Origin of the sequence: Moraxella sp. ZY210820, from assembly GCF_030674635.1 — a bacterium.
In the GTDB taxonomy this organism is placed as follows: domain Bacteria; phylum Pseudomonadota; class Gammaproteobacteria; order Pseudomonadales; family Moraxellaceae; genus Acinetobacter.
On record NZ_CP089978.1, the window covers coordinates 955,938 to 982,551 of the forward strand.

Sequence of the window (26,614 nt, forward strand, 5' to 3'; positions counted from 1 at the left end):
AATTTAGGAGTTTATTATGTTAGGTTTTCAAGTTCATCATATTTTCCCTGAAGCGATGATGAAAGATCTGCAAAAAAGATATACCAGTTTTTTTAAAGATATTGGTTTAGACTTTAATGACTACAGCAATCGCATTAATCTTTTTGATAATGATAGGATGGCTAATATTATGAAAGAATTTCATACCAAAAATCCTGATGGTATGAATATAGCGAGATTTTTTGGTTCGGTTAGACATAGTGGTGGTCATGATGTTTATAATAAGTTTGTTGAGAAAAGATTAAATGATATCTTGTCATTAAAGCAACCAGATGGTAAAACACCAATTAATGATGAAATTAAAAAAGCATTGGTATTAGACCTACATCAACAGCTTGTGGTTGCTATGCGTGAGGGTTTTCCACCATTGCATGATACCAATGCAAATGATTACAAAAGTCATTTTTCTGACCGCCTAGCCAAACCCCAAGATTTTATGGATAAAGATGGCAACTATGACCCAAATACTGCTCATAGTAAACGGGTGGAGAGTTATAAAACTGACTATGATAAATTTAATATTGCTAATGTAGATAATAATAAATCTATTGTACAAGATTTTAATGTTATCAAACAATTGCTAATTGAAAAGTACGGTAGTTTGGATAATTTACCCAATCCGCCTTATCTTGAACAGACAAAAAATGAATTAAAATCAGCTCAATATCTAAATGATCTTAACCAAATATTCTATATAGGAAAGAATGACAAAGGTAAAGATATAACTGGAAATGATGCAACATTGGGTAAAATGAGAAGCTTAATTGCGACATTGGTTTATGATGAAGCCAAAGCCAGTCATTTTATTGTTACAAAAGAAGATATTGATTTATTTAAAAAAACTAATGATATGAATATCAAGGCAAATATTGCCAGTGCTATATTTAATGCCCCAAAGAAAATTAATGTTGATACGGAAGTTATTAAGGAGGCTGAGGTTTATGCAAAAATATATCAAGCCATTCATCAAGTAGCGACTGTTACTTCAAAATTTGTAGATTTTGATAATGCCAGCGAAGAGGTTAAGCAACAAATTACTAGTTTTAAAAATGGACAAGGTGGCTATATCACACCTGAATTCTTGGAGTTTATGTTTCCTGTTAAAAAATCCTATAATGTGATTGAAAGTTATGCAAAACAGCTCATGAATAACACTACTCTCTCTGCCAAATTTAACGGTATGGCGGGGATGATGGATTTTGTTAATGGTGTTTATGATGGTCTGATTGAGGGCTTAACCACTAATAATTGGGATAAGTTTTTTGCACAAGCAAAGGAATATGGCACAGAAGCAGTCATTGGCACTGCGATTGGTATGGCTGCGATTGCTGCTTTTGGTGCGATGGTAGCGGCTGGCGGTGCAATTGCTGTGGTTGGTACAGTGGGGGCAACTGTGCTTGTTGGGGCGGGACTTGCTGCTTGGGGGTATATGTGGTACGAACTCACAACTAAAGTGAGAGAGACGGACTGGGAGAAAGTTTATGATGGCTTTATGAGCAATATATTAGAAATTGACAAATTAAAAGATTGGTTTGCAGAGCAAACATCATCAACCATCAATGGTTTGGCAGATGTTCTCAATCAATTTACAGATTGGGGAGAGCAAGGCAGTCTTCAACCATTGCTTTTAGCGTATAAAGATACTATAGAGCAAAGTAAAGGTGCGATAGATTTTAAATATATTAAAACGCAAATTGAAAAAGATAATCAGCTTGCAGGCACAGAAGAAGATGATACTTTAAGTGCCAAGACATCTAAAAAAGGTGTGGTTGCATATGGCGATAAAGGAGCGGATAGTATTATTGGTAGCCAGTATCAAGATATTTTGCTTGGTGGTGAAGGTAATGACCGTTTATATGGTGAACAAGGTAATGATATTTTAAATGGTAATGAAGGTAATGATAATTTATATGGTGAACAAGCTAATGATACCTTGATTGGCGGACTTGGCAACGATACCTTAAACGGAGGCGAAGGTAACGACACTTTAATTGACGAAAGTGGCAATGAAACGTACGATTTTATTGGTGATTTTGGACATGACACGATTTACGACAAAGACGGTCAAGGCGTAATAAAAATCAATTATCAATCGTTAAGTGCAGGCAAAAAACTCCAAGACGATATTTGGCAAAGTTCTCACTCTGATTATATTATTCGTGTGGTAAAAACACAGGAAAATGTTGAGGGGTATTATAGTTTACACATTACATCAAAAAGTGATAAAAGTAAAAGTATTACTATTCCACAGTGGAAACAAGGGGATTTGGGACTGAATTTGGTTGGCTTGGGTAAAAAAGCAGAGCAACCAGCTAGTACAGGTTATACCTTAGGTACAGATGGAAATAATATCATCGATGGTGTTTCTCATGTCGCAGCGTACGCAGGGAATGATTTTATTATTACTACGGTAAATGATGATGTAGTGATTGCAGGAGCAGGTAACGATGTGATTACAACAGGAGCAGGCGATGATGTGGTTTATGCAGGGGTGGATACAGGTTCAACAGACGATGATGTAGTATTTGCTGGAGAAGGTTCAGATAAAATTTATACAGGAGCAGGGGACGATATTATCTTTTCATCATCTGATCTGAATGGCTATTTTAGATATATGATAGATGATTTAAAAACTGAAGAACAACAAAAAGCGGATGATGAAGCAAACATACCACGTTATCAACGAGCGTATAGCAACATTTTTTTTAAAGAAATAGTTTATGATACACAATTATATACAAGTCATAGTACGAGTTATTATTTTAGAAATAGTTATCATTTATTACCAATAGTAAGTAGTTATTATTTAGCAACAGCAGCACATAATAGACGTGTAGATTTCTTTTCTGATGTGTATGCTTTGACAAATCGTGGCGAGGGTTATGCAGGTGCAGATACTGTTTATGGTGGTGCAGGTCATGATGTTGTTGTGGGTTCATCAGATACAGATAGTTTATATGGTGAGCAAGGAAATGATAGTTTATATGGCTTACATGGCGATGATATACTAGATGGAGGTGATGGCGATGATAGTCTCATTGGTGGCGATGGTTTAGATATTTTGAATGGAAGTTCTGGTAACGACTATATTATAGGAGGGTTAGACCATGACAAATTATATGGTGGTACTGGCGATGATATGTTAAATGGTGATTTGTCATTGCTAAGAGATATTGATGATTATCCAACAGGCACTCCATTTGAGCGATTTGGCGATGATATTTTAGATGGTGGAGCAGGTAATGACCAGCTTTGGGGAGATGGTGGTAATGATACCTTGTATGGTGGAGAAGGTGATGATAAATTACAAGGTGATTCGTCTGATTTAGATGGACAATATCATGGCGATGATACCTTAGATGGTGGTAAAGGTAATGATACTTTGATTGGAAATGGAGGTAATGACACTTTGTATGGAGGCGATGGTGATGATAAATTAAAAGGTGATTCATCTGATTTAGATGGACAATATCATGGTAATGATACGCTAAATGGAGGAGCAGGTAATGACCAGCTTTGGGGAGATGGTGGTAATGATACCTTGTATGGTGGAGAAGGTGATGATCAATTAGAGGGAGATTATATACACCTTGATGGGCAGTATCATGGCAATGACAGCTTAGACGGTGGTAAGGGTGATGACATACTATTGGGTTATGGTGGTCATGACACATTATATGGTGGTGAAGGTGATGATGAGCTACAAGGCGATTACAAAGACCTAGATGCACAGTATCATGGCGATGATACGCTAAATGGCGGAGCAGGTAATGATAAATTATTGGGTCAAGGGGGTAACGATACCTTATATGGTGGTGAAGGTGATGATAAATTACAAGGTGATTATATCGATCTTGATGGGCAGTATCATGGTGATGACCGTTTAGACGGTGGTACAGGTGATGATATTATTGTTGGTCAAGGTGGTAATGACACTTTATATGGCGGTGAAGGCGATGATGAGTTACAAGGTGATTATGGGGATCTTGATGAACAATATCATGGCGATGATACGCTAAATGGCGGAGCAGGTAATGATAAATTATTGGGTCAAGGTGGCAATGACACACTGCATGGCGGTGAAGGTGATGATGTCCTATCAGATGGGACAGGTGATGATTGGGTGTATGGCGATACAGGAAACGACTATTTCTATGTGGGCAGTGGTGAAGACCATTTACATGGTGGAGAGGGGCATGATTTTTATATCTTAAAAGAAACTGAACTAAAAGACGGTAAAACTAAACATATTGTAGATAGTGATGGTCGTGGTCAGATTTTAATTGATGGTCGCAATATCTTTGCATCAGACTGGCGAGTATCGTTTGCCGAAAATAAAAACGGCACTATCCACATGAAATGGAAAGACAGTCGCCAAAACTATTTAGAATATGTAAATAATAAACTCATGATGAGTAGTGATAACTTTAGTTCAAAAATCATTATAGAAGGTTTTAATATACAAGTAAAAGATGGGCAAGGTAATTTAGTCAATACAGGTTTTACAACCGCTCAACCAATTGTATTGCCAATGGGCTTTTTACCAAATGGTGATAACACATCATCTACGCAAACACGACCAAGTAAACCTAATAATGACGGTTTGTTAAACTTACTCAACCAACAATCAAATCCATTGATTACATTTACATCAAATGGTGATAATGAACCTTTTAGTGCTTATATAGGACCAGGACTACAACAATTAAATCCATATCATTTACTATCACTGCTATCAAATAATCAAAACTTAAATCATTGGTGGAACAATCATTTATCTAATCAATCAAAACCATCAAATAGCAATGAACCGTTCGCACACTTACCACTTGGTCAGTCGGTTGGTGTAATATCGTGGGAAGTAATATTGTCCAACTTATTACCAAATCTCGTGAGAAATCAAGCAGGTGAGTTCACACATCAATATCAAATACAACGTTATGACCCATTGGTGCTAGATTTAAACCAAGATGGTCATATTGGCACCATCGCAGAAAACAAACATCATGGCGTGATGTTTGACCAAGATGCAGATGGTATCGCAACAGCAACGGCGTGGTTAAGTCCAGAAGATGGTTTTTTAGTACGAGACCTTAACCAAGATGGTCTCATCAATCATGGCAAAGAACTCTTTGGCGACCAAACACAGCTTAAAAACGGCATGATTGCACAGCATGGCTTTGAGGCTTTGGCAGATTTGGACAGCAACCAAGATGGCATCATCAATGCTGATGATGATGCTTTCTTAGAATTGAAAGTGTGGCGAGATTTAAATCTCAACGGTCAAACAGAACAAGGAGAGTTATTTAGCCTAAGTGAAGTAGGTATTAGCGACATTGATGTACAAATTAAAACAACGCAGGAAATCACCACAACAGGCGGTATTTTGCGTGAACAAGGCACATACACCACATTAACGGGTGAAAAGCGATTGATTGCAGACATTCATTTTAATCAAAATGTGATTTATAGCCAGCATAAAAATACATTAAACAGCACATATCAAGGATTGAACATTAAAGGTTATGGGCGTTTGGATGAATTGGCGGATGTTAAATCAACGCATGCAGAATTAGCAACATTGATAGAGAGTTTTGAAAAAAATAACTCCTTTGACTTTATTTTTAATCATTCTGATCAATTGATGAAACTGTGGTCAATGACAGACCAACAATACAATAATAATGACATCGATGTGATTAACACGCATAATATCCGTTGGCAAGAAAGTGATGATGCCACTCATACCGTAAGATTAAGACCGAGTGAAATAGTGCCAAACAACATGCAGGCAGAGCACTACCAAACCCATACACAAAAGTTGTCCGCAGAGGATAAAGCACAAGTCAAATTTGTGGATGCCATCACAGGCATACGACCGACTACTTATGTCAATCAAGCAACCACCAATCAGTTACAACAATTTAAAACAGTCTATCAACAACTTAAGACTGGTATCGAAGGGGAATTAATTAACCAAACCATTTTAAAGCCGTATTTCAAAGCAATTAAATATTATCAAATTGCTCATTTACAATATCATCAGTTTGATAAAGTGAATGATTTGTTAATTAACAATTATGAGCAAAATGCAAGTAAAACCAGTTTAGAATTACTCAACTTACTGGGAATTAATGCACCATATTTTAGTCAGTATAATACGACCAAATTGTATAAATTAATGTCTCAATGGTATTCACAGCACAAATCATCGATTGACGAGTACCTTAAAAATCATCAAACAGTGGTCAACACAAAATTTATCGATGACACTATAAGTGATTATGCCTTAACAATGACCGACAGAACTGTTTATCTGACAGGTACGGGTGCCAAAAAGGTGATTGGCAGTGAACGAGATGAAACTTTCATCAGCGGTCAGCATGATGATGTATTGATGGGTAAGGGGGGTAATAATACCTATATTTTATCCAATATGTCAGGTTCAGACACCATTGAATTTGATTATGATAGTTATGGATTGGACAGATTCTTATTTGATGATGTGGATGCCAAAGATGTCAGATTCATGTCACAAGGCAAAAATTTGGTATTACAGTTTGGTGATCATACCGTTGTTCTAACTAACGTACTACATACAGGAGCGAAACGTCAATTTGAATTGGTATTTAACCAAGAGCATTATTATTTGTCTGATTTAAAGCAAATGGATATGGCTGTTTTGGCGATGGATAATGGTTTGTATTTTAGCGGTTGGGAGCATGATGATGTTTTGATTGGCAATGAGCAAGATAATGTAATATATGGCTTTGAAGGGGCGGACATTTTAGAGGGGCAAACAGGGCAAGACCGTTTGTATGGTGGCACAGGCTATGATACTTATCGTTTTGATGCAAATGCAGGTCATGATGAAATCTATGAAGATTGGCTTAGCAAAGAAGGCAATCACTTACAATTTAATCTTGCCCAAAACCAATTACAACAGCTATATTATCAGCAAGATGATTTGATATTTATTTATGGCGATCATAATAAATTGGTCTTAAAAAATGTCGTACAAGCAGATTTACATTTATTAGACATCAGCTTTATTGACCGTCCTAAGCAAAGCCTAAATGCCTTACTTGCAGAGCGAGCGTACATTTTAGGTACAGACAACACAGATGTCATCACTCACTATTATGCCGTGTCCAACAACAACATCTACGCACAATCAGGCGATGATGAAGTGCAAGGCAAAGAGAATGTACACAATATGCTAGATGGCGGTGCTGGTGATGACACCCTGACTGGTGGAGCGTTGAAAGATACTCTGATAGGGGGCATGGGTCACGACACCTTATTTGGTCGAGCAGGTGATGATACATTACAAGGTGATGATGGTAATGATTGGCTCGAAGGTGGTGCAGGTGCAGATACCTTAATTGGCGGTCAAGGCGATGATACTTACATGGCAGATAGCAGTGATCGCATCATTGAGCAAGCCGATGGTGGGTATGACCGTCTACACATTTCAGCTTCTTACGATTTGCAAGGCACCAACATTGAAGAGTTGATACTGCTTGGCAGTGACAACCTAACAGCCTATGGCAGTGAGCACAACGACACTTTAATTGGTAATACAGGCAATAATCATCTTGATGGTAGAGCTGGCATCGACACTCTCATTGGTGGCTTAGGCGATGATTATTATGTGCTTGATGACGGTCAAGATGTCATTGTAGAGCGGTGGGGAGAAGGCATTGACACGCTTGAACAATGGACAGATCGCCATTTCTCATATCATGTGGATGAACAGGGGCGTTTGGTGGGTAGTGACAGTTACGCCATGCTACCACACCATGTCGAAAATCTCATCTTAAAAGGACACGCCAAAACCGCCTTTGGTAATGAGCTTGACAACACCATCACGCTAAATACACAAAACAACTTCGTCAATGCCTTATCAGGCAACGACACCATCATCTACCAAAAGGGTGGGGGCAAAGACACGATTATGAGTACAGATGATATTATGTTCCAAGATACATTAGTCATCGATGGTTATGATACATCAGAAGTTCAATTTGTACGGTTAAAAAATAATGCAAGTCAATATGATATGTTACAAATCCGCTTTAAAGGTAATACACAAGACAGTATTACGTTGTTAGATTACTTTGCTCCAGTTATGGAACAAGGTAATGGTGTAATACAGGATAATCGTATTGACCAAATTAAATTACAAAAAGGTAGTGTGAGTCAAATACTAACACGACAAGATTTTGAAAGTTTGATTATTTCACAGAGTAACAATAATGCTCCACAAGTTAATAAATACCCTAAAGCGATTAAAGCAGAAATAGGTAAAGCATTGAGTGTAAAATTTGATGCTGATACAATCAAAGATAAAGATGTTTATGATCAACAATTAAGTTATCGTTTAACACTTGCGAGTAAAGGAATTGATGGACAGTATGAGCCATTACCAAGTTGGTTACAGTTTGATGCAAGTACATTAACATTAACAGGAACACCATCACAGCATACGAATAGTGGAAATACAGTACAAAATTATCAGTTTATTTTATGGGGAACAGATAGCTTTGGTTATAGTGCTGGTACATATGTTAATATGACAGTTAGCTCCGTACCAACAACAAATGTATCATCAATAGGTACAAATTTTACAGTACCAACAGACCAACAAGAAACACATGATATATCACTAACATTGTATAAAAAACATCATTTAATTGGTAAGAATATGGCGGAGCGAATGACAGGTACAGCTTCGCATGAACAATTGAATGGTTTAAATGGTAATGATATTCTCAATGGTCAAGGAGGTAATGATATTTTAATTGGAGGTCAAGGTAATGATACCTTGATAGGAGGGAAAGGCGATGATTTGTATTACTTTAGTAGTGGTTTTGGCAAAGATACCATTATTAATACAGGTGGGGGCTTAGATAATATCTACTTTGATGGTATTAGTTATGCTCAAGTAAGTCAAGGTTTAGTTAAATATAATAATAACTTGATTTTAAAAGTGAAAGGTACAACAGATGAACTAACATTAAAAGATTTCTTTTTAGGAGGAGAGCATGCAGATATATACCTTAACTTTTCAGGTGGTGGTAGTATAAGTAATCAGCAGTTACTACAAGCCTTTAAATCACCGAAACAAGCATTACATGAGAGTGCAGATGATTATGAGCAAGCATTGAATATCTCGTTATCGATGTATGATGGTTATAAACGGATGGAACAGGAAGGGCTAAGTGAGATTGTTGTGAATATTATAGGGTGAGTTATCACTTACCCTTTGTATTAGAATATATAGTAAAACAACTTAAAAACGAATACAAAATTTACCATCGTGTTGTAGGGGCGAATGATATTCGCCCAATAAATACAAGGTTTGTACAGGGAAAATGTAATTTTCCCCTACAAGTCTATACCAATTTTTAGATTGAGTGAGTATAGTATTGATGATATAAATGTGAAATTGAAATTTGCTGATACCATATAAGCAAATAAAAAAATATGTTACAATATTTATCTTAAAAAATAGAGTACTGGAATAAATTATGCTTCCCCAAGTTGTTCGCCAAATTTTACAAGCCACCGTTTACGATGTTGCTGTTGAAACACCACTTGAATATGCACCACGCATGAGTCAAAGGTTAAATAATGAAATTCGTTTTAAACGTGAAGATTTACAGCCTGTTTTTTCGTTTAAATTGCGTGGGGCATACAACCGTATTAGCCAGCTTCCAAAAGAGCAATTGGCTCGTGGTGTGATTTGTGCATCAGCAGGAAACCATGCTCAAGGTGTAGCATTATCAGGGCAAAAATTAGGCATTAATGCGATTATTGTGATGCCAAGTACTACACCTGATATTAAAATTCAAGCGGTGAAAAATTTAGGCGGACAAGTGGTTTTACATGGCGATAGCTTTGATGTGGCAAATCGTTATGCAAAACAACGTGCCGAAGATGAAGGTCTAGTATTTATTCCTCCTTATGATGATGAATTAGTGATAGCAGGACAAGGCACAATTGCTAACGAAATTTTACGTCAATGGCGTGATGTAGAATATGTTTTTGTTGCTGTTGGTGGTGGTGGTTTAATCGCTGGTGTGGCGGCTTATTTGGGTGATGTTGCACCACATGTTAAAGTCGTGGGTGTAGAATATAATGAATCAGCTTGTTTACATGAAGCACTGAAAGCAGGTGAACGTGTGATTTTACCACAAGTCGGTTTATTTGCTGATGGTACGGCGGTGGCACAAATTGGTGAATTGCCATTTAAATTATTACAACAACAAAAATCTGATGGTTCAGGAAAAATTATTGAGTCTGATATTGTCCTTGTTGATACAGATGAAATTTGTGCTGCGATCAAAGATACCTTTGATGAAAATCGTAGTATTGTTGAGCCATCTGGGGCGATGGCATTGGCAGGTATTAAAAAATACGTGGAACAGCACGGTATTGTCGATAAAAAAATCGTATCGATTGTGTGTGGTGCGAATATGAATTTTGACCGCTTGCGTTATATTGCCGAGCGTACTGAGTTGGGCGAACGCAAAGAAGCAATTTATGCAGTAACAATTCCAGAGCGTACAGGAGCATTTTTAGATTTCTGTCGCACATTACAAGGGCGTAATATTACTGAATTTAATTATCGTGTAGAAGATGGTAATGTTGCTCATGTATTTGTAGGCATTAGCTTAAAAAATGGCTATAAAGAACGTCAAGAAATCTATCAGCATTTATCACAATATTATGAAGTTGATGATTTATCCGATGATGAAGTGGCAAAATTACATATTCGCTATCTGATTGGTGGTCATGCTCATTTAGAAAATGAACGATTATTCCGTGTAGAATTTCCAGAGCGTCCGGGGGCATTATTAACCTTCTTAGAACGTTTAGGCGGGCATAATAATATTACCCTATTCCATTATCGTAATCATGGTTCAGCCGAAGGGCGAGTTTTAGTGGGCTTACAATCAGATGAAAGTAGTCCGCAAGCCTTAATTCAAAGTTTAGAAAATACCCAATATCCATATCAAGAAATTAGTGATAATATTGGTTATATCCGCTTTTTAAAATAATTGGAGAAAATTTTATGGCACTTTATCAAACACAAGATGAAAAAAAACAAGCGGCCGCACAAGCTGCTTTAGAGCATTTACCGAAAGGTGGTATTTTAGGTGTGGGTACGGGCAGTACGGTTAATTTTTTAATTGAATTACTGCCACAATTACAATTAGAAGCGGTGGTTGCAAGTTCACAAGCAACGGCTGAACGTGTACAAAAATTAGGTATTGAAGTGGTTGATATGAACCATGTTGGCTATTTAGATGCTTATGTTGATGGTGCTGATGAAATTGACCGTCATTTACACATGATTAAAGGTGGTGGTGCAGCATTAACGCGTGAAAAAATTGTGGCTTCAATTGCGAAAAAGTTTGTCTGTATTGTTGATGATAGTAAATGGGTTACACAATTAGGACGTGAATTCCCATTACCGATAGAGGTTATTCCAATGGCACGCTCAGCAGTGGCTCGTAAATTGGTAACACTTGGTGGCGACCCGACCTATCGTGAAGGTGTCATTACTGATAATGGTAATGTGATTTTAGATGTTTATAATTTAAATATTTTAAATGCGATTGAGCTAGAAAAAATCATCAATGATATTCCAGGTGTAGTAACCAATGGTATTTTCGCTCTCAATCCTGCTAGTGTAGCAATTGTTGCAACCAATGATGGTATTGATGTACGTTATGCTTAATAATGATAACTTATTGTTAAGTTATTGATTTTATTAGTGGTGGAAGATTTTTTCGCCCATATAAAATTATAGTTAAACAGACAACAAATGTAGGGGTATCACATAAAATATTTTAAAATCAATAATTTGAGTGAGTGTGATTTGTCCCTACTGTTCAATTATGAATTGAGTTTATTATAGATTATTTAAATCACAAATAACAATGCCAATCTGACTTCATCATAGCTTAAATGTGGTGAAGTCATATCCACAATCGGTTTGAGTTTAATTTGCCCATCTTCGTTAAAATCATCAGCATTGTTACGTTTTTGTAATTTTTTATAAATTTTACGCACTTGTTCAATGTTTTCTTCATCGGGACGAATACGCTCAATATCTAAACCATGTTCACGGTGTAGACGAGTAAGATGATTAATAATAGTCGCAGGGCTAAGTTGGCGTTCATCAGCAATTTCAACTATATCTAAGCCTTGTTCAAATAGTTCTTGTGTTTTTTCATAAGTATCTGATTTTAAAATGGAAATAGGCGATTTTTGCTTAAGTTTTTTTAAATTTTTCTCAATTTCTTGCTCATTGGTAATACCACCACAATGGCGAATAAATGCTCGATGTTGTGCAGTTAAATCAACATGAGCGAAAGCTAATTCTGCTTCATGTGATAATTCTTGGAAGCGTTTGTCTGCTTTAATGGCTAAACTATCCAATTCTAAAGCGGTTAAATTAAAACCTAATAAACGTAATCCTGTTAAGGCTTTTAAACGTGATAGAGCAACATAGCCTTGACCTTTTTCAAAGGTTTTAGATAAATCAACTTCGGCACTATCTAAAGTCATACCTTGACTTTTGTGTATAGTAATCGCCCATGCTAAACGTAAAGGGATTTGGCTAAAACTCGCCAATACATCGCCATCATCACTTTCAATCGACCAAGTTTCTGGTTCAACAATGATGGTTTCGCCATCATTTAAACGGACTTTAGGTAGAATATTTTTATTATCATCTTCAATAAAATCAATAACTTCTCCTAGACTACCATTAATATAACCAACATCGAAATTATTTTTGATAAACATGACTTTAGCATGTTTTTTTAAGATGAGTTCTTCACTTGTACGGATAGATGATAATAACATATCCAACAGTTTAGTATTACCTTGTTTAGTTGCAGTAAACGTATGGCTAGACTGTTGAATTTGTTGTAAATATTGCTCATTAATATTATCTACATTGGCATTGTGTGTATAAAGACGTGTAAAAGTATCGCCAATATTTTGCCAACGTGTTTGTTCTAGGGCATGAATATGTTCTGCTTGAATGGTTTGTGAGCGTATCGCATTTAAAATCTGATTGAGCATATCATCACCTTGACGATGTTGCTCAGTTAAATAGCACACTCGAAATTTTGCTTCTACCCATGCTTGCGACATAAAACAAAATTTATCACGATTTAATTCTTCTTTTTTACCTACAGGTGGAAGCTGAAAAAAATCTCCAGAAACAATAACTTGAATACCACCAAAGGCTTCATCATTACCTTTAAAATATTTCAATACACGATTGACTAAATTGAGTTGTTTACCATGTAGCATGGAAATTTCATCAATAATTAAAACTTGAGCATTTTCAAGTTGTTCTTTAATATGTTTGCGTTCCTTAAGATTTTTTAAATCCTGCTCAGTTATTTCATCTTTAATACCAATACCTGCCCATGTATGGATCGTTTTGCCATTCATGTGTGTCGCAGCAATACCTGTAGATGCTGTAATAGCTACAGGAATTTTTCTTACTCTAAGATATTGAATATATTGATTTAATGTATACGTTTTACCTGCACCTGCCGACCCTGTTAAAAAGACATTTTCCCCTGCCTTGAGTAATTTTAAGGCTGTTTCTTGGTTCATTTTTTATCTCACTTCATCGGCATTGTATTTTCAGTTGATGATGTTAGGGCAGTTTGCATCATCATTAGGGCTTGAGCAACATCTTGTAAATTTTTAGCATTACCACCACTCAGTGCTTGTCTCCATTTACGAGCATAAGGTAAATTTTGAAATAAACCTAAAATATGTCGTGTCATGAGTGATAAAGGCACACCTTCATCAAGACGTTGTTGCATATAGTTTAGCATAGTTTGCATTACATCAAAACGATTGACTAGGGCTTGACCATCAAAATGCTGTGCCAATTCAGCCAATAAATAAGGATTATGATAGGCTTCACGACCAATCATCACACCATCGACGTGTTGTAAATGTTGTAGCGTTTCATCAACCGTTTTAATACCGCCATTAATTTCAATGGTTAAATGTGGGCGTTCTTGTTTTAAACGATATACATCATCATAACGTAAAGGGGGGATTTCACGATTTTCTTTAGGTGATAGACCATTGAGTAAAGCAATACGAGCATGTACTATAAAATGCTGACAGCCTGCTTGAGCGACTGTATCAACAAAATTAAGCATATGTTCATAACTTTGCAAATCATCAATACCAATACGATGTTTAATGGTAACCGGAATGCTGACAGCTTTTTGCATTTGATGGAAACATTCAGCGACTAATTCAGGTTCAGCCATCAGACAGGCACCGATTTTATTATGTTGTACTCTATCGCTTGGACAACCGACATTGAGATTAATTTCATTATACCCCCAGTCTTCGCCCATTTTGCTACATTGAGCCAATTCTTGTGGATTTGAACCTCCAAGTTGCAATACAATTGGTTGTTCTTTCACATCAAAATCTAAATGACGATGAGCATCGCCGTGTAAAATCGCACCTGTGGTAACCATCTCACTGTACATAATGACATTTGGATTAAACAAACGTGCAAAAAAACGAAAATCTCGGGTGGTCCAATCTAACATCGGGGCTAGGCTAATTCTATTATTTCTTTTTAAATCAAGATTTTGCATATTTATCATTTAAAATCATACCTTTACATAATTTAATATTGTGCTTTTTAGTGCTTTATTTCGCTTTTTAGTGCTTTATTTTTCTGTTGATTTACGCCATAATTACTACAAATTTTAATTTGTGAGAAATGTAGTAAATGGGTACTATCATTGAGCGTAAAACAAAAAAAGGCGAAACTCGCTATCGTGCTGAAATTCGTATCAAGCGGTCAGACTATCCACCTTTTCATGAGACTAAGACTTTTAGTAGTCGCAAGGTCGCTGAAAATTGGATTAAAAAGCGTGAGCTTGAGATTGACGAAAATCCTAATATTTTGCTAGGTGTAAGTGTAAACCAAAAGATGACATTATCGCAAGCAATAGATAAATATTTATCTGAAGTTGGTAGTAATTACGGTCGTAGTAAAATAGCTTCTTTACGTTTAATCCAAAAATTTAACATTGCTAAAATACAATTAAGCAAAATAACGCCAGCTATTTTGACAGAACACGTTGCATTGCGAAAGCAGGGAATACTGCAATTAGGATTAAAAGGTATTGCCTCAAGCACAATGAATCAAGAATTATTAATGATAAGGGGTATATTATCATACGCCAATATCATGTGGGATATTAATTTAGATATAAACGGATTTGATAGGGCAGCAGGGAAATTAAGAAATACTAGGCAAATCACTAGAAGTGGCATACGAGATAGATTGCCGACTGATGACGAACTTATCCGATTGACTGAACATTTTTTCAGAAAATGGGAAAGTAAGCCTAGTAATACATATCCTATGCACCTGGTAATATGGTTTGCGATATATTCGTGTCGTAGGCAAGATGAAATTTGCCGTATCCAATTAAAAGATTATAAAGAAGATAGTTGTCTAGTTAGAGATTTGAAAAATCCTAATGGGTCAAAAGGTAATCATAAAACATTTTATGTGAATGAAAAATGTAAGTCTATGATTGACTTGGCGTTAAGTGATGAATATAGACAAAGAATGTTAAAATTAGGGCATGGCGAACAATACATATTCCCTTTAAATACTAAGACGGTCTCTCGTCTATTTACTGATGCGTGCCATGTTTTAGGTATTGAAAATTTACATTTTCATGATTTACGTCATGAGGGTTGTACACGTTTAGCAGAGCAGGGGTGTACTATTCCACAAATTCAACAAGTAAGTTTACATGATAGTTGGTCGAGTTTACAGCGTTATGTATCTGTCGTTCAACGTAAAAAGGTATTAGATTATGATGATGTGATGAAAATTATTACAGAAAATACCCCCTTTGATTAAGGGGGCGAGTTGGATTAGCTGTGTAGTGCTTGATGGTCTTTACTTTGCTTGATGTACTCATTATCTAATGCTTGAGCAATATCACTAATATTTGCAAAATAAGGTGCTTTACGGCTATCATCTAGTTTAAAGCAAGTAAATGGAAATTCCTGTTTGCTTGCTTTTTCTAACACTACCTTTTTCTGTAAATGTGGGTAATAAACTGCACATATTTCATCTAAAGGCACAATCAGCTTTTTAAACTGCATAAATAAGTAATCTTGAGTTGTCATCATAATTTACTCCTGTGGATTTTGTGGTGTTGGTTGCCAATGGCTAATACCCAACGCTTGCATATAATCTTTGTCATTTAGTGTATGCTCAAGCATAAACGGTTCAACTGTTTGCTTACCACTTTTTGGATAATAGCATAAATAACGACCCTTAACTTTTGGTAAGTCATCATCAATACTAATCCAACCGCCATTCTTTTTACTTTCATAAAATGCAATGGCTTTATTGATTGTGTCATAAACGTACGGATTTAAATCCATCTCGCCATTTGTTTGCTCTTTTAATTTAAAGCCATTTGCCAATGCAAAGTCTTTGATTGTTTCTTTACTTAGCATTTTCGTCCTCCAAAACTAATTCTTTTAATTCAATAACCGCCACAGGAACAGCATACCTAAAAAATTGACCGTCAGCAGTTTTAAAGCCAAATCTCGTTGTGTGGTCTATGACAACAAAATAATCGCCCATAATGCTAGAAAATGCACTTTCACAATCATTTCTACACATACAGACAACTGCTTGTTTATGGTTTGTACGTTTTTTTAACAGTTCTAAGGTTAATTGGGATTTACTCATTTTCACTCTCCAATACCACTTCACCATCAGCAAAACCAATAATAAATTTACCGTCTTGCGTAATTGGCTCTGCTTTTTCCCATATCCCATTGAAACCCATAAAATTACCAAGAACGTTAAAGCCGTGAATAACATCTGTAGTGCTTTTTTCAAGATTTTCATTCCGTACGTCATTTTCAACCTTACAGATAATGTATTTTATACCACTATCAAACATTGCTTTAATAACGCCTTTTGGGTCATTGCAAACTGTAGGTTTTTCAAAATCTACATCAGGATATAATTTTGAAAGCAACTCGTACCACTCTTGAGTAGCAGGAAATACATCATTAACCATGCCTTGTGCAGACCAAATTTTGCCATCGATTGTAATATCGATAAGTTTATTGTTGTTTTCAATAGCAACTAAATTGGGGCTGTTTTCACTAGCTACAACTTTTAAAATGTTAGTTGTAAGGCATGGACAATAAACCTTATCGCCAATTTTAAATTTTGTTTCACTCATTTCAAATCTCCAATAAAAGCCATTTAACTTTTTATAAATGGCTTTTAAAATAAATGCTAATCCGTTAATTCTGCAACTTTACGCTCGTAAACATTGTTTACTTGTTCGATTTGCAACTCATTCATTTGTGCAGTGAATGGCTCAAATTCAGTTGCTAGAATATGGTTAAGCTCGGTTAATTCGCTTGCATTTTCTAAGCGTTCTAACAATTCGCCTAAGCTTACATTGTCAAATTTTGGCTGCGATAACTGCTCTACACGCTGACTATACGCCGTGCGTAAATCGGTTTTTTCAGGCTCGCCTAGATTGAGTTTTGCAATTTCATCGCCAATGGCTTTTAACTGCTCTAAGTCGCTTGCCTGTTGGATTTTTTGATGATAGGGAGCGACATCGATTTTTGATGTTGGCTCTTGTACATCGACTACATTTTTAGTATTTTTTAAGCGTGCTTTGAGTGCTTTTGCCCCTGTGTTGGCTTTGGCTGTTGTGTCAGTGTTTTCAGGCGTAACATCAATTTCTTTGTCTTGCTCTTCTTCAGCGATTGCCATACCTTTTAACACATCAGGGAAAATATCACGCAGGGCATAGGCTCTCGCTCGTAATTGCATCATACGTTTAGGATAGTTTGTCCATGGTCCTGATTTACCTGCTAAGCCTGCACGTTTCGCATCTTCCATCGTAAAAATACTGGTATGCGGTTCTTCGCCTTTACGCTGTACGATACAAGTCGCTTGAGTATCATTTTGCTCTTCTTTAATGCTTGCGAGTAAGCCTGATTGACGTACTAGGGCAAGCATGGCATCGCCCCAAATGGCAGGGCGACCATTGATACAAGCGATATTTTGCAGGGCTTGTAATGGCTGCAAGCCGATTTCTGCACCCCATTGTAAAGCGACAAGGATATTACCTGGTTTACGTTGGTAGTCTTTTGGTACAATATCGCTATCAGCTAAGATATTAGCCACTTGCATAGCTTCTTGTAGCGATTGCGGTGTTAAAAAATTAACTGCTGTCTGTGGTTGGGTTTGTAATTGGTTCATGGTAGTTTCTCCAAAAATTAAATTAACGTAATACTCGTGTTCCGCTTGTTGTAGCGTATTGTTGCCATAATTCAGGGTTTTCAGCTTTCAATCGCTTGCTATCAATCGTGGTGCGTTCTTGATATTTGTAGGTCATGAGCTTTTTGTCATCATCGCCTACAATCATTTCACAATCGCCAAACGCTGTGCAGATTTCCAATTTTAAGCCGTCTAACTCTTCTTCAGCTTGTTTGATGGTTGCTTTTAAGTCTTTAAACTCATTGATTTTTTCAAGCAAATTGCTGTCTGCTGTGAGTGTTTTTCCATCTTCATGCTTTTGCCATTTGTGGGCAATGTCGTCAAATGTGGTTAGGGCGGGTGGCACATCAGCTAATACATGGTCGAACCAAAATTTACGACATTCTTCAAAAAGCATATCGAATAATTCTTGGTCAAATGTAATGCGGTATGTACGGAAATCTTGACCGCCAATTAACACGGCTAAATGACAAATTTCTGCCCCTGTAATGCCCATATACCATTGACATTGGGTCATGTAATAATCAGGGATTTCATCGTCATTTTCGCCCCAAAGTTTAGCCAAATAAGCGTTTGCGGTTTTACACTCTAAAATTTGGTCTGTTGTCAATTTGCCATCTTTTAAGCGTACATTTCCGCTGATTTCACGGTTAATCACTGCACGGTCAATGTTGGCACGCACCCAATCATGTTCAGGGTGGATAAGTTGCTGATTGACTTTTTGCACTTTTAAGCCTGTGCGTTTTTGAAATTCTTTGGCTACTACATCTTCTAAGGTTGTTCCCCAATACGCTGGCTCACTCTGCACATCTGATGTTTCACGTCCTGTCTTTTCAAGCCATAATTGATATGGGCTTTGGTATTTGTTTAAGCCTAAGACGGTGGCTACGTCTGATCCGCCAATACCTAAACGGCGGTTTTCGTGAAATTGTTGCTCATTCATGATATTTACTCCACTTAATTAACTTGTTGAAAACTTGGTAATTTATAAACAGGAATACACAACATCGGGCTTACTTCTGCTTCGCATTCCCCTTTTTTAAAGCTACCGCCCAATGACAGGGCAACTGCACAAATAAAAAACAATGCAAGCAATAAATCTTGTGCAATGGTGATGTAATGTTTCATGGTTATCTCCTGTTCATGGTTTGGTTTACCCACATTTGCTAGCTCATCGAACTAGCAAAAATTGGTAAACTGGTTTGATTTATTCTGCGTACATCGCTTCTAAAATCTTGTCTAATCGTTTTGCTTCTAACTCGAACCAAGCATTAAATTTTTTTAACTCTTCTTCGTTGTCTAGTAATAAATAAACTTGTTCATGGCGATAGCGGTGTAATTCATCTTTTGCTTTTGAAACCATTGCTTCTACTTTTGCTAGGAAGTCGATTTCTGCATTTGGGCCATAAAATTTTAAGTCGTTTAAATTTGGGCTTAACATTGTTGATTACCTATGTTCGTTGTTGATGTAGATATTATTACATAAGTAATATATTATTATCAATACTAAAGTAATATTTTATTAGTTAATTGTTTATTATTTAATCATAATAATTAAGAGATAACAAAAAACCCTGCTTAATGCAGGGTTTGGTTTGAAAATAATTGCTAGTTTAAGTCTATTTTTTGATATTGTGGTAGTTCTGGTAATGTATTTTGTTGCTTATTTGCTGGGTGGTCGATATGCGGTAATACTTGGCGTATCTCGTCATCAGTTAAAAATCGCTGTGTTGGTTGTTGCGGTTGTTTATATTGCAACTCTTTTTGAGCGGTTTTTTCTCGTATTGCTTGAGCTTCTGCATTATTTTGTCGTATGGTACTTTCTAAGCGTGCAATTTCTGCTTTTCGCTGTAACAACTCTAATTCTTGCAATTCTTTTTGACGAATTTTTTCATCAATTTTTGGCGTTAGCCATGGCGATACTTTGAGTTTTAGACTTAATTCACGCATTTTGTATAAATCGCCATCAGTTTGGCGAAATAATTTAACATATTCTCTTTCAATGCTATTTTTTAATTGCATATCTGCTATTCTTTGTCCATCTTCATAAATTTTAGCAGCATCAACAGTACGTATATTTTTATATATACTGGTATCTAGCATAGGACGTTGTTGTATAACGTAAATATTTGCATTATATGGATTGTAGTAGTTTTGAGCCTGTACAATAACAGGTGTTACAGCTAGTGTAAGGGTTAAAGCTAATTGTTTGATATTCATAAAAAATTCCTATCGTCTTACTCGTCTAATTTCAGATTTCCACCAGAACTGACCTAAAATACGAATATTTTCATTTTCAATGTCGTTTGCGGTGTAGATTTCATCAGGATAGCGTAATTTATCATCATTACGAGAAACCGCCTTAAAACCATCTTTGAGCTTAAATAGATATTTCACTTTTAACTCGCCATTGACTACAAAAGCGTAAATTTCACCATCAAAAATACGTGTTGCTGATGTGTCTATAGCAATCACTTGTCCATCGACAATTTCAGGGAACATACTATCGCCTTGTACATTGATGATACGGGCATAGTCTGGATTAACATTGCATTCAATAATGGTTTCTTCTCTAAACCATAGTGTAATTTCTTCGTAATAGTCTTCATTTGGGTAGCCATTGCCCAAACTACCGACAATGTTTGTAAGATAACGAATAGGTATCATACCTTCTGGCAAATTATCGCCATCATTCCAAACAGCGATTTTTTTATTGGATAAACTTGCTTCTGACTGGTAAGGGTTAAGTGTTTTATCTATGGTGGATAAATCTGTTTTACCTGTTTGTAGCCAATACACATCAACACCTAATGCTAATGCGATTTGTGGTAATTCTTTCGATGTTTCATTACGCCCACTTTCTAGCTGTGAAATTGCCCCTTGTGAAACATTAGCCAATTTAGCTAGTTCAGCTTGAGATATGTTTTTCTGTCTTCTTACAGAACGGATACGATCGCCAAGACTATTCATAAGGCATACTCCTAAATAAGGATAATTATAATGGTAATAATACCATAGTAATAATTATAGCAAAAAAAAATATTACTTAGGTATTGTAAAATATTTACTTAACTAATAAAATATTACAAATTTAATTAATAGACTATTTTTTATGAAAGATTGGAAATTAATCGTATCTGACATTTTACTCGTAAAAACTCAAGATGAATTAGCAGAGCAATTAGGTGTAACACAAGGTTACATTTCTCATTTGCTTGTTGGTCGTAGGAAAAATCCGAGTTATAGCTTGGGGATAAAATTAACCGAATTACACCAACAAACCCAAAAACAACAAACCCCTAGCGGACACTAGGGGGTGGAGTATTTATATCATGAATAGTCCTATTATAGCACAATCAACGCAAAAAGCAATGTCTAGCCGTGAAATTGCTGAACTGTGCGAAAAGCAACATTATCACGTCAAACGAGATATTGAAAATATGCTTGCACAGTTGAAATTAGATGTATCCAAATTTGGTGCTATCTATTTTGACAATATGAATCGTCAGCAAATCGAATATTTACTAGACAAAGATTTAACCTTGACATTAGTCGCAGGTTATAACGCTACTTTGCGTTATCGCATTATTCAACGCTGGCAACAGTTAGAGCAACAACAGTCATTTAATCCTGCCAATTTATCTCGTATGCAGATTTTACAGCTTGCCATGCAAGCAGAGCAGGAAAATCAAGCGTTGAAAGAAAAAATCGCCGTGATTGAACCACAAGCGAACGCCCTACAACGCATTACACAAGTAGGCGAAGATTTAGGCTTGCGTGAAAGTGCCAAAGTGCTAAAAATCAGTCAATCGCAACTAATTAACTTTTTACTACATCAAAAGTGGATTTATCGAGATGGCAAAGATAAGCTACAGGCGTATCAAGACAAAATCAATCAAGGTTATTTAATCCATCATTACAGTAGCCCACAGCAAACCGCACACGGCGAGCGTGTATTTTCGCAGGTCAAAATCACAGCGAAAGGCATTGGTAAACTGTCTATGATGTTAAATCAAGAGATAAGCCTATGAATTATTACCGTTTTCATATTGGCGATTATTACGCACATACTGCTCATCTCAACATTGTTGAAGATTGCATCTATCGCCGTTTGATTGATGTGTATTATCTATCTGAGAAGGCTTTAACATCGGATTTAGATGTGTTGGCACGGCGTTTACGCTTAACGACTGATGGCGAAATTCAGGCGTTAAAAGCTGTATTGGGCGAGTTTTTCAACTTGCAAAAGGGCAAATATCATCACAAGCGTATTCGTTTAGAGATAAAAAACTTTAAAAATGGCACGTTTGATTGGCGTAACGACAGTAACGTTACAGGCGAAAATAGTAACGCTTTAGATGATGAAAGTAACGGCAATAGTAACGCTGATAGTAACGGAAAGCGTAACGTTACGAGTAACGCAAATAGTAACGCACAACGACAAGCAAAGTTACGCCTAAAACGCAAAATGATTGATGATTTAAAAGCGTTAAATTTAGATAATTTTGATGAAAATCAATCATTTGATGATATTTTAAAGTTACATCAACAACATTTTAGTAACGCTTTAGATGATGAAAGTAACGGCAATAGTAACGCTGATAGTAACGGAAAGCGTAACGTTACGAGTAACGCAAATAGTAACGCACAACGACAAGCAAAGTTACGCCTAAAACGCAAAATGATTGATGATTTAAAAGCGTTAAATTTAGATAATTTTGATGAAAATCAATCATTTGATGATATTTTAAAGTTACATCAACAACATTTTAGTAACGCTTTAGATGATGAAAGTAACGGCAATAGTAACGCTGATAGTAACGACAGTAACGAAATGCGTAACAGCGATAATAACGTGAAAAATGGGGCTAGAACCAATAACCATAAACCAGTAACCAATAAAGATAATATAAATAAAAATATATTGTCCGCCCAAGCTCAGGAAATTTTTGAGTTCTGGAAATCGGTTTTTGGCAAAAATGCGAGTACGCAATTTTCTGACAAACGAAAAGCAAAAGTGATTGCACGTTTGAAAGATGGTTACAGCATTGATGAAATCAAAAAAGCGATTCACAACGTATCTCAAAATGAGTTTAACGTTGTAAACGAATATATCGATTTAGAGTTGATTTGTCGTGATGTTGAACATCTTGAACGCTACAGAGATTTAACACCACGCAAACAAGCTGAAATGAATTTTACAGGAGCAAATCATGAAACACGCAAGTCAAATTCAAATCACGAAAGCCCTAGCGAATACCAACAGCGATTGCATGATGAATTACGAGCATACGGCTATGACATCGGAGCAACAAACCACACAACCAACTCAAGCGTTATTGATGGCGATTACCGAGATATTTGCTGAATGGCGTGTATTTTTTAAAAACAAAATGCAAACAGGCAAAGATTTTTACAATGGCACAGAAGCGATGATGTGGGCGAATTATCTCACTGCAAAACAAATCACTAAACGTGAATTTTTGGCAGCGAAAACTGCAAGCCTTGATTTAGATTTTCCGCCCAACAACCCAAGGGAATTTTTAGATTTAGGGCGTGTTGATGAGTTTATGGACGTGTATCAAGCGTACATTGAAGCGACACATAATCGCTATCCAACGGCTGAAATTTATGAAACGGCTTGCCGTGTGGGTATGTATGAATTACGTAGTAAAAGCGAAAAGGCCATGTACCCAATTTGGCAGAAATTTTATGAAAAAGTCTGTCAAGAAGTACGAAATGGCAAAGTGTTTACATTGCCAAAATCGCAGCGGATTGAGCATAAACATGATCCTGTTAGCCCTAGTGTTGCTCAACAATATTTAGCGAAAATGCGGAGAATGGTGGCGTAATGACAATACAAGTAACCAATGCTGAGATTGATTTATCGCAAACTGATTTACAAATATGCAGTTATGAAACTACAGAAAATATTGAATTAGTTTTTGTAGATAAAAAAATGTACGGTGAAAAAGTTAAATTGTTACTTAATCATGAACAAGCTAAATATCTACATCAGCGTTTAAGTGATTATTTGAATGATGATGAATAGTCAAAATGTTTTTTTAATCTGTTGTTTGCTGTTGCTATCGTTTGCAACGGTGGCAAGTGGCGAAAATCAACCACAGGCAAATAGTTATTATTGGGCGGTCAGAAAATGAATATTGAAGATATACGCAGATTTAATTTTTATATCAACAATCAAAATAAATTTGTTGAGAAAAAATTAGATACTGAACATTTACTTGTGATTTATGCAGAGCGTAGTGTTGATGATTTGTGTGATGAATTATCTTATCTAAAAACAATAACGCTCAAATCAAGCAAAGAATATCGATATATTGAATGCTTGCAAGATATGATTAACGTGCGTGAATTGACCGATTATCTTGACAGATTATTTGGTATGGCGTAAGAAAAATGCGTAAGTATATTCACATTGCATATAAATATCTTCCAAATAATCGCAGCTGTGGCAATATTGATTTAGACAAATGTGAAAATGGCGATATTTTGATTATTGATGAAGAATATGAACATGAGATGGAATGTTCGTATTGTAAAAATTTAGAGCCATCTCGTTGTTATTATGCTTATTTAAGACCAAACGAAATTGAATATATTTGCATTCGTTGTTTTACTCGAGAGCAACAAAATATATTTTACAGAAATCCAGTTTTATATCATGCCGATGAGACTTTTTTCTTAAAGCGTGATTTTAATTTTTAGGTAGTGAAGAGATGAAACGCAAAATTAAACAACAACAAAACCAACGCAGACGGCAACAGCGTAATAACTGGGATATGCTGAAAACTAAGGCAAAACGTAGTGAAGATGATGAACAAATCGCAGTCATGCAATGGGCAAAGCTACAAAATTACAAAGATGGCAAAGTGGCGGATTATTTACATCATAGCCCGAACGGTGGTAGTCGTAATGTCATTGAAGCAAGCAAATTTAAGCGTATGGGCGTGATGAAAGGTTTTCCTGATTTGTTTTTGTTTGTGCCTGATCAAGGTTATCACGGCTTATTGATTGAACTTAAAGCAGAAAATGGACGATTACAACCCACGCAAAAAATTGTGTTAAATCGTATGGCTGAATTGGGTTATCGTTGTAAAGTGTGTTTTGGTGCTGATCAGGCGATTGGCGAAATTAAAAATTATTTGGGGTTAGATTAATGAATTGGTCAAAATATAGTTTAGATGAGTGGCTTGAGCAATTTGGAGCGTGGTGTGAAAGTTGTCGTATGCAGACTGGTCATTATCCAGATAATTTACAAGTGAATTTAATTGATAAATTAATGGTTGAAACGGGGTACAAAAAATTACCTACACACAAAAATACAGTTGAATTGAAAATCTCTGATGATGAAGCGTTGCAAGTACAAGATTTGATTTTGAGTGTTTATCGCCGTGCAGATAATGACATGAAACAATCGCTTAAATATCTGTTTAATCATTTTGTACATGGCTATTCTTTGCGAAAAATTGCAGATATTTGTGAAATTTCTAAACATGAAACTGAACGTAAAATATACGGTGCAAAATGTTTTATCACAGGTGTGTATAATTTTATCAGAATTTGACTGTCCGTACAGAATATGCTATATTTATGCTATAGTGGTCGTAGTGTAAGCAAAATCACTAAATTTAAGCTCAATCTGAATGGTTGGGCTTTTTTATTGTCTGTAAATTGACCAATTACAGAATGCACAGCTTGCTACTTACACAGCAAGTATCAAAGAACAGTCCGATTAGGTGAGTTGGTCGCACCGCAGTGTGTTGTTGAAAATTTATATATTTGCCTTTGTGCATTGAGTTGAATGTGTGGATTTTCTTTTGTCTTTATCATTATTTTGAGTTTAAGGCAATAGTGAAAGGGTTAAACCCTTTAATTATTATCTTAAACCCATTATGCAAATTAACAATTCTAAATAGAATTTTGATAATTCTAAATAGAAATTAAGTCATTCTAAATAGAATTATTGAGTAGATTTTTCATCGTTTACTAGGCATTCAATAGCAAATTGCACCGTGTAGGGCATAGGGCGATAATTTGGGTCGTCTGTGCGAACTAAATAATAACGCATCATTCTTTCCGATACGCCCAAAATATGAGCAGTCTTGCGTTGTGAAAGCCCTGCTTTTTCAAGCAAGGCTCTGATGTAGGTTGGGTCTGGGTTGTGGTTGTCAATGTGGGGTTTCATTA

26 protein-coding genes are annotated in these 26,614 nt (G+C 36.1%); 13 read left to right on the top strand and 13 right to left on the bottom strand.

What is annotated here, in order from left to right:
* Window positions 1-16: 16 nt before the first annotated feature.
* From LU301_RS04865 to rpiA, 3 genes are all read left to right on the top strand, one after another.
* Complete coding sequence (locus LU301_RS04865) at window positions 17-9,292, top strand: putative Ig domain-containing protein (protein ID WP_305273253.1); 9,276 nt, start codon at window positions 17-19, stop codon at window positions 9,290-9,292.
* 280 nt (window positions 9,293-9,572) lie between these two features.
* Window positions 9,573-11,105 (top strand): threonine ammonia-lyase, biosynthetic, encoded by a 1,533-nt coding sequence (gene ilvA, locus LU301_RS04870; protein ID WP_305273256.1) that lies wholly within the window; start codon window positions 9,573-9,575, stop codon window positions 11,103-11,105.
* Window positions 11,106-11,119: 14 nt separating this feature from the next.
* A complete protein-coding gene (gene rpiA / locus LU301_RS04875; RefSeq protein ID WP_305273259.1) occupies window positions 11,120-11,788 on the top strand; it encodes a ribose-5-phosphate isomerase RpiA in 669 nt (222 codons plus the stop codon).
* Between the two features lie 185 nt (window positions 11,789-11,973).
* Here rpiA and LU301_RS04880 read toward each other — a convergent pair whose 3' ends face one another.
* Both LU301_RS04880 and dusA read right to left on the bottom strand, forming a co-directional pair.
* Window positions 11,974-13,689 carry a helix-turn-helix domain-containing protein gene (locus LU301_RS04880; protein WP_305273261.1) on the bottom strand — a complete coding sequence of 572 codons (1,716 nt, stop codon included), beginning with the start codon at window positions 13,687-13,689 and terminating at the stop codon, window positions 11,974-11,976.
* 8 nt (window positions 13,690-13,697) lie between these two features.
* Window positions 13,698-14,705: a tRNA dihydrouridine(20/20a) synthase DusA gene (gene dusA, locus LU301_RS04885; protein WP_370692243.1), complete on the bottom strand. Its 1,008-nt coding sequence runs from the start codon at window positions 14,703-14,705 to the stop codon at window positions 13,698-13,700.
* A gap of 137 nt (window positions 14,706-14,842) precedes the next feature.
* On the opposite strand from dusA, the gene LU301_RS04890 reads away from it, so the two are divergent.
* The gene (locus LU301_RS04890) at window positions 14,843-15,994 is read left to right on the top strand and encodes a site-specific integrase (protein ID WP_305273266.1); all 1,152 of its coding nucleotides are present in this window, start codon (window positions 14,843-14,845) and stop codon (window positions 15,992-15,994) included.
* A gap of 14 nt (window positions 15,995-16,008) precedes the next feature.
* Here LU301_RS04890 and LU301_RS04895 read toward each other — a convergent pair whose 3' ends face one another.
* From LU301_RS04895 to LU301_RS04940, 10 genes are all read right to left on the bottom strand, one after another.
* Window positions 16,009-16,269: a pyocin activator PrtN family protein gene (locus LU301_RS04895; protein WP_370692227.1), complete on the bottom strand. Its 261-nt coding sequence runs from the start codon at window positions 16,267-16,269 to the stop codon at window positions 16,009-16,011.
* Window positions 16,270-16,272: 3 nt separating this feature from the next.
* Entirely contained in the window at window positions 16,273-16,602 is a 330-nt protein-coding gene (locus LU301_RS04900) for a DUF551 domain-containing protein (RefSeq protein WP_305273269.1), read from the bottom strand.
* Window positions 16,592-16,840 (bottom strand): hypothetical protein, encoded by a 249-nt coding sequence (locus LU301_RS04905; RefSeq protein ID WP_305273272.1) that lies wholly within the window; start codon window positions 16,838-16,840, stop codon window positions 16,592-16,594. Before LU301_RS04905 ends, LU301_RS04900 begins: the two co-directional genes overlap by 11 nt.
* The gene (locus LU301_RS04910) at window positions 16,833-17,345 is read right to left on the bottom strand and encodes a hypothetical protein (protein ID WP_305273275.1); all 513 of its coding nucleotides are present in this window, start codon (window positions 17,343-17,345) and stop codon (window positions 16,833-16,835) included. Before LU301_RS04910 ends, LU301_RS04905 begins: the two co-directional genes overlap by 8 nt.
* A 56-nt stretch (window positions 17,346-17,401) precedes the next feature.
* Window positions 17,402-18,385: a recombinase RecT gene (locus LU301_RS04915; RefSeq protein ID WP_305273277.1), complete on the bottom strand. Its 984-nt coding sequence runs from the start codon at window positions 18,383-18,385 to the stop codon at window positions 17,402-17,404.
* Between the two features lie 22 nt (window positions 18,386-18,407).
* Window positions 18,408-19,346, bottom strand: coding sequence for a YqaJ viral recombinase family nuclease (locus LU301_RS04920; RefSeq protein ID WP_305273280.1), 939 nt, complete (start codon window positions 19,344-19,346; stop codon window positions 18,408-18,410).
* 14 nt (window positions 19,347-19,360) lie between these two features.
* Window positions 19,361-19,531 (bottom strand): hypothetical protein, encoded by a 171-nt coding sequence (locus LU301_RS04925; RefSeq protein ID WP_305273282.1) that lies wholly within the window; start codon window positions 19,529-19,531, stop codon window positions 19,361-19,363.
* A 79-nt stretch (window positions 19,532-19,610) separates the two neighbouring features.
* Entirely contained in the window at window positions 19,611-19,844 is a 234-nt protein-coding gene (locus tag LU301_RS04930) for a hypothetical protein (protein ID WP_305273284.1), read from the bottom strand.
* A gap of 167 nt (window positions 19,845-20,011) precedes the next feature.
* Window positions 20,012-20,623, bottom strand: a complete 612-nt coding sequence (locus tag LU301_RS04935) for a hypothetical protein (RefSeq protein WP_305273286.1) — start codon at window positions 20,621-20,623, stop codon at window positions 20,012-20,014.
* Between the two features lie 9 nt (window positions 20,624-20,632).
* Window positions 20,633-21,373: an XRE family transcriptional regulator gene (locus LU301_RS04940; RefSeq protein WP_305273289.1), complete on the bottom strand. Its 741-nt coding sequence runs from the start codon at window positions 21,371-21,373 to the stop codon at window positions 20,633-20,635.
* Between the two features lie 142 nt (window positions 21,374-21,515).
* Here LU301_RS04940 and LU301_RS04945 point away from each other — a divergent pair, with 142 nt between their 5' ends.
* The 9 genes from LU301_RS04945 (at window position 21,516) to LU301_RS04985 (ending at window position 25,991) form a co-directional block, all read left to right on the top strand.
* On the top strand, window positions 21,516-21,716 hold the full coding sequence (locus LU301_RS04945) for a helix-turn-helix domain-containing protein (RefSeq protein ID WP_305273291.1): 201 nt from the start codon (window positions 21,516-21,518) through the stop codon (window positions 21,714-21,716).
* A 19-nt stretch (window positions 21,717-21,735) separates the two neighbouring features.
* Window positions 21,736-22,434 (top strand): phage antirepressor KilAC domain-containing protein, encoded by a 699-nt coding sequence (locus tag LU301_RS04950; RefSeq protein WP_305273293.1) that lies wholly within the window; start codon window positions 21,736-21,738, stop codon window positions 22,432-22,434.
* Entirely contained in the window at window positions 22,431-23,771 is a 1,341-nt protein-coding gene (locus LU301_RS04955) for a YdaU family protein (protein ID WP_305273297.1), read from the top strand. The genes LU301_RS04950 and LU301_RS04955 overlap by 4 nt, the downstream gene beginning before the upstream one ends.
* The gene (locus LU301_RS04960; RefSeq protein ID WP_305273300.1) at window positions 23,701-24,255 is read left to right on the top strand and encodes a hypothetical protein; all 555 of its coding nucleotides are present in this window, start codon (window positions 23,701-23,703) and stop codon (window positions 24,253-24,255) included. The genes LU301_RS04955 and LU301_RS04960 overlap by 71 nt, the downstream gene beginning before the upstream one ends.
* Complete coding sequence (locus tag LU301_RS04965) at window positions 24,255-24,455, top strand: hypothetical protein (protein WP_305273303.1); 201 nt, start codon at window positions 24,255-24,257, stop codon at window positions 24,453-24,455. Before LU301_RS04960 ends, LU301_RS04965 begins: the two co-directional genes overlap by 1 nt.
* A gap of 105 nt (window positions 24,456-24,560) precedes the next feature.
* Window positions 24,561-24,818, top strand: coding sequence for a hypothetical protein (locus tag LU301_RS04970; RefSeq protein WP_305273305.1), 258 nt, complete (start codon window positions 24,561-24,563; stop codon window positions 24,816-24,818).
* A 5-nt stretch (window positions 24,819-24,823) separates the two neighbouring features.
* Entirely contained in the window at window positions 24,824-25,132 is a 309-nt protein-coding gene (locus LU301_RS04975; RefSeq protein ID WP_305273309.1) for a hypothetical protein, read from the top strand.
* 11 nt (window positions 25,133-25,143) lie between these two features.
* Complete coding sequence (locus LU301_RS04980; RefSeq protein ID WP_305273311.1) at window positions 25,144-25,584, top strand: VRR-NUC domain-containing protein; 441 nt, start codon at window positions 25,144-25,146, stop codon at window positions 25,582-25,584.
* On the top strand, window positions 25,584-25,991 hold the full coding sequence (locus tag LU301_RS04985; protein WP_305273313.1) for an antiterminator Q family protein: 408 nt from the start codon (window positions 25,584-25,586) through the stop codon (window positions 25,989-25,991). The genes LU301_RS04980 and LU301_RS04985 overlap by 1 nt, the downstream gene beginning before the upstream one ends.
* Window positions 25,992-26,387: 396 nt before the next feature.
* Here the strand turns inward: LU301_RS04985 and LU301_RS04990 are convergent, their stop codons facing one another.
* Window positions 26,388-26,612, bottom strand: a complete 225-nt coding sequence (locus LU301_RS04990) for a helix-turn-helix domain-containing protein (protein WP_305273317.1) — start codon at window positions 26,610-26,612, stop codon at window positions 26,388-26,390.
* Window positions 26,613-26,614 lie beyond the last annotated feature (2 nt).

Bases quoted from the DNA above. Each gene is read 5' to 3' on its own strand.
- LU301_RS04865 (WP_305273253.1), top strand. From the start codon at position 17: ATGTTAGGTTTTCAAGTTCATCATATTTTCCCTGAAGCGATGATGAAA.
- ilvA (WP_305273256.1), top strand. From the start codon at position 9,573: ATGCTTCCCCAAGTTGTTCGCCAAATTTTACAAGCCACCGTTTACGAT.
- rpiA (WP_305273259.1), top strand. From the start codon at position 11,120: ATGGCACTTTATCAAACACAAGATGAAAAAAAACAAGCGGCCGCACAA.
- LU301_RS04880 (WP_305273261.1), bottom strand. From the start codon at position 13,689: ATGAACCAAGAAACAGCCTTAAAATTACTCAAGGCAGGGGAAAATGTC.
- dusA (WP_370692243.1), bottom strand. From the start codon at position 14,705: ATGCAAAATCTTGATTTAAAAAGAAATAATAGAATTAGCCTAGCCCCG.
- LU301_RS04890 (WP_305273266.1), top strand. From the start codon at position 14,843: ATGGGTACTATCATTGAGCGTAAAACAAAAAAAGGCGAAACTCGCTAT.
- LU301_RS04895 (WP_370692227.1), bottom strand. From the start codon at position 16,269: ATGATGACAACTCAAGATTACTTATTTATGCAGTTTAAAAAGCTGATT.
- LU301_RS04900 (WP_305273269.1), bottom strand. From the start codon at position 16,602: ATGCTAAGTAAAGAAACAATCAAAGACTTTGCATTGGCAAATGGCTTT.
- LU301_RS04905 (WP_305273272.1), bottom strand. From the start codon at position 16,840: ATGAGTAAATCCCAATTAACCTTAGAACTGTTAAAAAAACGTACAAAC.
- LU301_RS04910 (WP_305273275.1), bottom strand. From the start codon at position 17,345: ATGAGTGAAACAAAATTTAAAATTGGCGATAAGGTTTATTGTCCATGC.
- LU301_RS04915 (WP_305273277.1), bottom strand. From the start codon at position 18,385: ATGAACCAATTACAAACCCAACCACAGACAGCAGTTAATTTTTTAACA.
- LU301_RS04920 (WP_305273280.1), bottom strand. From the start codon at position 19,346: ATGAATGAGCAACAATTTCACGAAAACCGCCGTTTAGGTATTGGCGGA.
- LU301_RS04925 (WP_305273282.1), bottom strand. From the start codon at position 19,531: ATGAAACATTACATCACCATTGCACAAGATTTATTGCTTGCATTGTTT.
- LU301_RS04930 (WP_305273284.1), bottom strand. From the start codon at position 19,844: ATGTTAAGCCCAAATTTAAACGACTTAAAATTTTATGGCCCAAATGCA.
- LU301_RS04935 (WP_305273286.1), bottom strand. From the start codon at position 20,623: ATGAATATCAAACAATTAGCTTTAACCCTTACACTAGCTGTAACACCT.
- LU301_RS04940 (WP_305273289.1), bottom strand. From the start codon at position 21,373: ATGAATAGTCTTGGCGATCGTATCCGTTCTGTAAGAAGACAGAAAAAC.
- LU301_RS04945 (WP_305273291.1), top strand. From the start codon at position 21,516: ATGAAAGATTGGAAATTAATCGTATCTGACATTTTACTCGTAAAAACT.
- LU301_RS04950 (WP_305273293.1), top strand. From the start codon at position 21,736: ATGAATAGTCCTATTATAGCACAATCAACGCAAAAAGCAATGTCTAGC.
- LU301_RS04955 (WP_305273297.1), top strand. From the start codon at position 22,431: ATGAATTATTACCGTTTTCATATTGGCGATTATTACGCACATACTGCT.
- LU301_RS04960 (WP_305273300.1), top strand. From the start codon at position 23,701: ATGACATCGGAGCAACAAACCACACAACCAACTCAAGCGTTATTGATG.
- LU301_RS04965 (WP_305273303.1), top strand. From the start codon at position 24,255: ATGACAATACAAGTAACCAATGCTGAGATTGATTTATCGCAAACTGAT.
- LU301_RS04970 (WP_305273305.1), top strand. From the start codon at position 24,561: ATGAATATTGAAGATATACGCAGATTTAATTTTTATATCAACAATCAA.
- LU301_RS04975 (WP_305273309.1), top strand. From the start codon at position 24,824: ATGCGTAAGTATATTCACATTGCATATAAATATCTTCCAAATAATCGC.
- LU301_RS04980 (WP_305273311.1), top strand. From the start codon at position 25,144: ATGAAACGCAAAATTAAACAACAACAAAACCAACGCAGACGGCAACAG.
- LU301_RS04985 (WP_305273313.1), top strand. From the start codon at position 25,584: ATGAATTGGTCAAAATATAGTTTAGATGAGTGGCTTGAGCAATTTGGA.
- LU301_RS04990 (WP_305273317.1), bottom strand. From the start codon at position 26,612: ATGAAACCCCACATTGACAACCACAACCCAGACCCAACCTACATCAGA.